The sequence below is a fragment of the Burkholderia sp. E168m23 genome (assembly GCF_016586125.1).
Taxonomy (GTDB): domain Bacteria; phylum Pseudomonadota; class Gammaproteobacteria; order Burkholderiales; family Burkholderiaceae; genus Burkholderia; species Burkholderia orbicola.
Genome location: NZ_BCPP01000360.1, coordinates 1 through 6,418 on the forward strand (window position 1 = coordinate 1; position 6,418 = coordinate 6,418).

At 67.2% G+C, this 6,418-nt stretch carries 7 protein-coding genes and 1 pseudogene; all 8 read left to right on the forward strand.

Annotated elements, in window-relative coordinates; all coding sequences use genetic code 11:
* The coding region (locus JMF90_RS18930) for a ribulose-phosphate 3-epimerase (protein ID WP_201325314.1) at positions 1–461 on the forward strand (461 nt) is incomplete at its 5' end.
* A gap of 4 nt (positions 462–465) precedes the next feature.
* Positions 466–1,230 (forward strand): phosphoglycolate phosphatase, encoded by a 765-nt coding sequence (locus JMF90_RS18935; RefSeq protein ID WP_054928330.1) that lies wholly within the window; start codon positions 466–468, stop codon positions 1,228–1,230.
* Between the two features lie 357 nt (positions 1,231–1,587).
* The gene (gene trpE / locus JMF90_RS18940; RefSeq protein WP_006477040.1) at positions 1,588–3,081 is read left to right on the forward strand and encodes an anthranilate synthase component I; all 1,494 of its coding nucleotides are present in this window, start codon (positions 1,588–1,590) and stop codon (positions 3,079–3,081) included.
* 13 nt (positions 3,082–3,094) lie between these two features.
* A complete protein-coding gene (locus JMF90_RS18945) occupies positions 3,095–3,694 on the forward strand; it encodes an aminodeoxychorismate/anthranilate synthase component II (protein WP_006477041.1) in 600 nt (199 codons plus the stop codon).
* A 13-nt stretch (positions 3,695–3,707) separates the two neighbouring features.
* A complete protein-coding gene (gene trpD, locus JMF90_RS18950) occupies positions 3,708–4,739 on the forward strand; it encodes an anthranilate phosphoribosyltransferase (protein ID WP_006477042.1) in 1,032 nt (343 codons plus the stop codon).
* A 28-nt stretch (positions 4,740–4,767) separates the two neighbouring features.
* Positions 4,768–5,553, forward strand: coding sequence for an indole-3-glycerol phosphate synthase TrpC (gene trpC, locus JMF90_RS18955; RefSeq protein WP_054928329.1), 786 nt, complete (start codon positions 4,768–4,770; stop codon positions 5,551–5,553).
* Entirely contained in the window at positions 5,553–6,179 is a 627-nt protein-coding gene (locus JMF90_RS18960; RefSeq protein ID WP_054928328.1) for a CYTH domain-containing protein, read from the forward strand. Before trpC ends, JMF90_RS18960 begins: the two co-directional genes overlap by 1 nt.
* Before the next feature lie 13 nt (positions 6,180–6,192).
* Positions 6,193–6,418 (forward strand): annotated as a pseudogene (locus tag JMF90_RS40110) (uracil-DNA glycosylase); the annotation flags it as partial.

Genomic DNA, 6,418 nt, shown 5'->3' on the forward strand with positions numbered 1-6,418 from the left:
TCGTGCCCGATTTCGCGAAGGCCGGCGCGAACCTGATCAGCTTCCACCCGGAAGGCTCCGATCACATCGACCGCACGCTGTCGCTGATCCGCGACCACGGCTGCAAGGCCGGTCTCGTGTTCAATCCGGCCACGCCGCTGAACTACCTCGACCACGTGATGGATCGCCTCGACTTCGTGCTGCTGATGTCGGTGAACCCCGGCTTCGGCGGCCAGTCGTTCATTCCGGAGACGCTGAACAAGCTGCGCGAGGCGCGCGCCCGCATCGACGCGTACACCGAGCGCACCGGCCGCGAGATCCTGCTCGAAGTCGACGGCGGCGTGAAGGCCGACAACATCGCGGAAATCGCGGCGGCCGGCGCCGACACGTTCGTCGCGGGCTCGGCGATCTTCGGCAAGCCCGACTACCGCAAGGTGATCGACGAGATGCGCGCGGCGCTCGCGACCGTCGAACGGAGCTGACGCCGTGACCGACTCGTCGTTCGCCGGCCGCACGCCGGCCGGGGCCGCCACGGACGCGGCCCCGATCCGCTTCGCCGCGCCGCGCATCGATGCGGCGCTGATCGACCTCGACGGCACGATGGTCGACACGGCCGACGATTTCACGGCCGGCCTGAACGGGATGCTCGCGCAGCTCGGCGCGCCGGCCACGTCGCGCGACGAAGTGATCGGCTATGTCGGCAAGGGCTCCGAACACCTGATCCAGAGCGTGCTGAAGCCGCGCTTCCAGGCCGACGAAGCGCAGGCGCGCTTCGACGACGCACTCGCGATCTACCAGACCGAATACGCGAAGATCAACGGCCGCCACACGCGTCTCTATCCGGACGTGGCAGCCGGGCTCGACGCGCTGCGCGCGGCCGGCATCCGGCTCGCGTGCGTGACGAACAAACCGCACCGCTTCGCAGTCGAGCTGCTCGAGCAATACGGGCTGGCCGGCAGCTTCGGCATCGTGCTGGGCGGCGACAGCGTCGCGCGCAAGAAGCCCGACCCGCTGCCGATGCTGACGGCCTGCGATGCGCTGGGCGTCGCGCCGGACGCCGCGGTCGCGATCGGGGACTCGGAAAACGACGCGCTGGCAGGCCGCGCGGCCGGGATGGCGACGCTGACGGTGCCGTACGGCTACAACCACGGCAAAGCTATACAAACGATAAATTCGGATGGTATAGTCGATTCGTTGCTGGTCGCGGCTCGCGCAATTTCCGCGCACAACGCCGGCCGGCCAACCCTCTGATTATTTCTTCCATCCGCATGTTTCTGAATAAAAAACGGAGTCTGAGCAGCATCGACCGGGGAGCCTGGCCCTGGCGTCGCTGGTCGCGCTAACCTCTTCGATGAGGTACGCTGAAGCACGTCTTCAGCGCCGTTTTTTATCTCGCTGCGCATCCGCGCGCCGATCGTCGCACCACCTCGAGTTCCACCGTGTCCGAACGCTTGCGTTCAGGCTCGGCCGCAGGCTCGCGACGTTCACGCCCGGAGTGCCGGCCGGCAACAGGCACTTCTCGATCGACCGCCCTTTCGCCGACGGCCACCCGCGCAGCGTCAAGTGATCCCTGGCGCACGCGCCGCTCGTCCCGAACAGGACCGGAACATGACCGAACTCGAATTCCAATCGCTGGCGAACGAAGGCTACAACCGCATCCCGCTGATCGCGGAAGCCCTCGCCGATCTCGAAACGCCGCTGTCCCTCTACCTGAAGCTGGCCCAGCCCGAACGGGCGGGCGCCAACTCGTTCCTGCTCGAATCTGTGGTCGGCGGCGAGCGTTTCGGCCGCTACTCGTTCATCGGCCTGCCGGCCCGCACGCTCGTGCGCACCCGCAACGGCGTGTCGGAAGTGGTGCGCGACGGCCAGGTCGTCGAGACGCACGACGGCGACCCGTTCCAGTTCATCGAATCGTTCCAGGCGCGCTTCAAGGTCGCGCAGCGCCCGGGCCTGCCGCGTTTCTGCGGCGGCCTCGCCGGCTACTTCGGCTACGACGCGGTGCGCTACATCGAGAAGAAGCTCGCGAACACCGCGCCGCGCGACGATCTCGGCCTGCCCGACATCCAGTTGCTGCTGACCGAAGAAGTCGCGGTGATCGACAACCTTGCCGGCAAGCTCTACCTGATCATCTACGCGGACCCGGGCCAGCCCGAAGCGTATGCGAAGGCGAAACACCGCCTGCGCGAACTGAAGCAGCGCCTGCGCACGACCGTGCAGCCGCCCGTCACGTCGGCGAGCGTGCGCACCGAGACGTTCCGCGAATTCAAGAAGGACGACTATCTGGCCGCCGTGCGCCAGGCGAAGGAATACATCGCGGCCGGCGAGCTGATGCAGATCCAGGTCGGCCAGCGACTCACGAAGCCGTACCGCGACAATCCGCTGTCGCTGTACCGCGCGCTGCGCTCGCTGAATCCGTCGCCGTACATGTATTACTACAACTTCGGCGATTTCCACGTGGTCGGCGCATCGCCGGAAATCCTGGTGCGCCAGGAAAAACGCGGCGAAGACCAGATCGTCACGATCCGCCCGCTCGCCGGCACGCGCCCGCGCGGCAACACGCCCGAGCGCGACGCGGAACTCGCGACCGAGCTGCTCAACGATCCGAAGGAGATCGCCGAGCACGTGATGCTGATCGACCTCGCGCGCAACGACGTCGGCCGCATCGCGGAAATCGGCTCGGTGCAGGTGACCGACAAGATGGTGATCGAGAAGTACTCGCACGTGCAGCACATCGTCAGCTCGGTCGAAGGCAAGCTGAAGCCCGGCATGACGAACTACGACGTGCTGCGCGCGACGTTCCCGGCCGGCACGCTGTCCGGCGCGCCGAAGGTGCGCGCGATGGAACTGATCGACGAGCTCGAGCCGGTCAAGCGCGGGCTGTACGGCGGTGCGGTCGGCTACCTGTCGTTCTCGGGCGAGATGGATCTCGCGATCGCGATCCGCACGGGCCTGATCCACAACGGCAACCTGTACGTGCAAGCGGCGGCCGGCGTCGTCGCGGATTCGGTGCCCGAATCCGAATGGCAAGAGACCGAGAACAAGGCGCGCGCGGTGCTGCGTGCGGCCGAACAGGTCCAGGACGGCCTCGATAGCGACTTCTGACCGGAGACTGACCATGCTGCTCATGATCGACAACTACGACTCGTTTACCTACAACCTGGTCCAGTACTTCGGCGAACTCGGCGAGGACGTGCGTACCTACCGCAACGACGAAATCACGCTCGACGACATCGCGCGCCTGAACCCCGACACCATCTGCCTGTCGCCCGGCCCGAGCAATCCGCAACACGCGGGCATCACGCTCGACGTGCTGCGCGAATTCGCGGGCAAAAAGCCGATCCTCGGCGTCTGCCTCGGCCACCAGGCGATCGGCGAAGCGTTCGGCGGCCGCGTCGTGCGCGCGAAGACCATCATGCACGGCAAGGTGAGCCGGATCGAAACCGACTGCCGCGGCGTGTTCGCCGACCTGCCGAAGCATTTCGACGTGACGCGCTACCACTCGCTCGCGATCGAGCGCGAATCGCTGCCCGACTGCCTCGAGGTGTCCGCGTGGACCGACGACGGCGAGATCATGGGCGTGCGCCACAAGACGCTGCCGGTCGAAGGCGTGCAGTTCCACCCGGAATCGATTCTCTCGGAGCATGGCCATGCGCTGCTCGAGAATTTCCTGAAGCAGCATCGCGCAGCGGCCCATGCCGCCGCACCGGCTGCCTGACGGGAGACGCACGATGACGATTACCCCGCAGGAAGCGCTGCAGCGCACGATCGAGCACCGCGAGATCTTCCACGACGAAATGCTGCACCTGATGCGGCTGATCATGCGCGGCGACCTGTCGCCCGTGATGGCGGCCGCGATCATCACCGGGCTGCGCGTGAAGAAGGAGACGATCGGCGAGATCGCCGCCGCCGCGACCGTGATGCGCGAATTCGCGAACCACGTCGAGGTGCAGGACAACTCGAATTTCGTCGACATCGTCGGCACCGGCGGCGACGGCTCGCACACGTTCAACATCTCGACCGCGTCGATGTTCGTCACGGCGGCCGCGGGCGCGAAGGTCGCGAAGCACGGCAACCGCGGCGTATCGAGCAAGTCCGGCAGCGCCGACGTGCTCGAGGCGCTCGGCGTGAACATCGACCTGCAGTCGGAGCAAGTCGCCGCATCGATCGCCGAAACTGGCATGGGCTTCATGTTCGCGCCGAACCATCACCCGGCGATGAAGAACATCGCGGCCGTGCGCCGCGAACTCGGCGTGCGCACGATCTTCAACATCCTCGGCCCGCTGACCAATCCGGCCGGCGCGCCGAACCAGCTGATGGGCGTGTTCCACCCCGACCTCGTCGGCATCCAGGTGCGCGTGATGCAGCGTCTCGGCGCGCAGCACGTGCTCGTCGTGTACGGCAAGGACGGCATGGACGAGGTGTCGCTCGGCGCCGCGACGCTCGTCGGCGAGTTGCGCGACGGCAAGGTGCACGAATACGAGATCCATCCGGAGGACTTCGGCCTGCAGATGGTGTCGAACCGCACGCTGAAGGTGGAAAATGCCGACGAATCGCGCACGATGCTGCTCGGCGCGCTGGACAACCAGCCGGGCGTCGCGCGCGAGATCGTCACGCTGAACGCGGGCACCGCGCTCTACGCGGCCAATATCGCCGAATCGATCGCGGACGGCATCCAGCTCGCCCGCGAAGCGATCGCGAGCGGCAAGGCCCGCGCGAAGGTCGACGAACTCGTGCGCTTCACGCAGCAATTCAAGCGCTGACCCTCTTACGAATCCAGCAGGAACCCCTATGAGCGACATTCTCGACCGAATCATCGCCGTCAAGCGCGAAGAAATCGCGGCGGCCCTGCGCAGCACGCCGCTCGAGGCACTGAAACTGGAAGCCTCCGCGCGCGACCTCCGCGACTTCGTCGGTGCGCTGCGCGCGAAGCACGCGGCCGGCAACGCCGCCGTGATCGCCGAAATCAAGAAGGCCAGCCCGTCGAAAGGCGTGCTGCGCGAGCACTTCGTGCCGGCCGACATCGCGCGCTCGTATGCGGCGCACGGCGCCGCGTGCCTGTCGGTGCTGACCGACGAGCAGTTCTTCCAGGGCGGCGTCCGCTATCTCGAGGAAGCGCGCGCGGCTTGCACGCTGCCGGTGCTGCGCAAGGACTTCATCGTCGACGCGTACCAGATCGTCGAAGCCCGCGCGATGGGCGCCGACGCGATCCTGCTGATCGCCGCCGCGCTCGACACGCCGCTGATGCAGGATCTCGAAGCGTATGCGCACTCGCTCGGCCTGGCGGTGCTGGTCGAAGTGCATGACCGCCACGAGATGGAACAGGCGCTGACGCTGAAGACGCCGCTGCTCGGCATCAACAACCGCAACCTGCGCACGTTCGAGACGTCGATCCAGACCACGCTCGACATGCTCGACATGATTCCGGCGGATCGCATCGTCGTGACCGAATCGGGCATCCTGTCGCGCACCGACGTCGACACGATGCGCGCGGCGAACGTGAACACGTTCCTCGTCGGCGAGGCGTTCATGCGCGCCGACCAGCCGGGCGAGGAACTCGCACGGATGTTCTTCTGATGGCGATCGAACAGGAAATCAAGCTCGCGCTGCCGGCCGGCCAGGCCGACGCCGCGCGCCGCTTCTTCGAGACGCTGACCGGCGAACCCGGCCGTGCCATCGCGCTCGCGAACGTCTATTACGACACGCCCGATCTCGCGCTGGCGCGCTCGAAGAGCGCGGTGCGCGTGCGCCGCACGCCGGACGGCTGGCTGCAGACGTTCAAGACGGTCGGCAGCGCGGAAGGCGGCCTGCATAGCCGCCACGAATGGGAGCTGCCGGTCGCGGGCGACGCGCTCGAAATCGACGCGCTCGTCGCGGCCTGCGACGTGCCGAAAGCCGCCGCCGCGCTCAATGACGCGGCCGGCGCGCTGCACGCGCTGTTCCGCACGGATTTTTCGCGTACGCTGTGGCGCATCGCAATCGGCGGCGCAACCGTCGAGGCCGCGGTGGACCTCGGCGAGATCGTCGTCCAGGCGGAACACGAAACGCGCCGCGAACCGATCAGCGAAATCGAACTCGAACTGATCGACGGCCCGGAAACGGCGCTCGCGACGCTCGCCGCCGAACTGCAGCAGGCGCTGCCGGGCCTCGTTCCCGAAAACATCAGCAAGGCGCAGCGCGGCTACCGGCTGCGCGCGCAATAAACTCGCATCACGCATGGCAACCCGCAAGACTTCCCGCGCGCCGCAACAGGCGTCGCTGTTCGACGATCCCGTGCCGGAAACGGCACCGGCCGATATTCCGTCCGCGGCTTCCGAGCCGCCTGCGGCCGGGCGCAAACCCGCGAAGAAAACCGCTGCCCCGGCGCCCGTGCCCATGCCCGAGCCGGCTCCGCCCGCCGCGGCCCCGCGGCCCGTTGCCGCCGACGTACCGCATCTCGCCG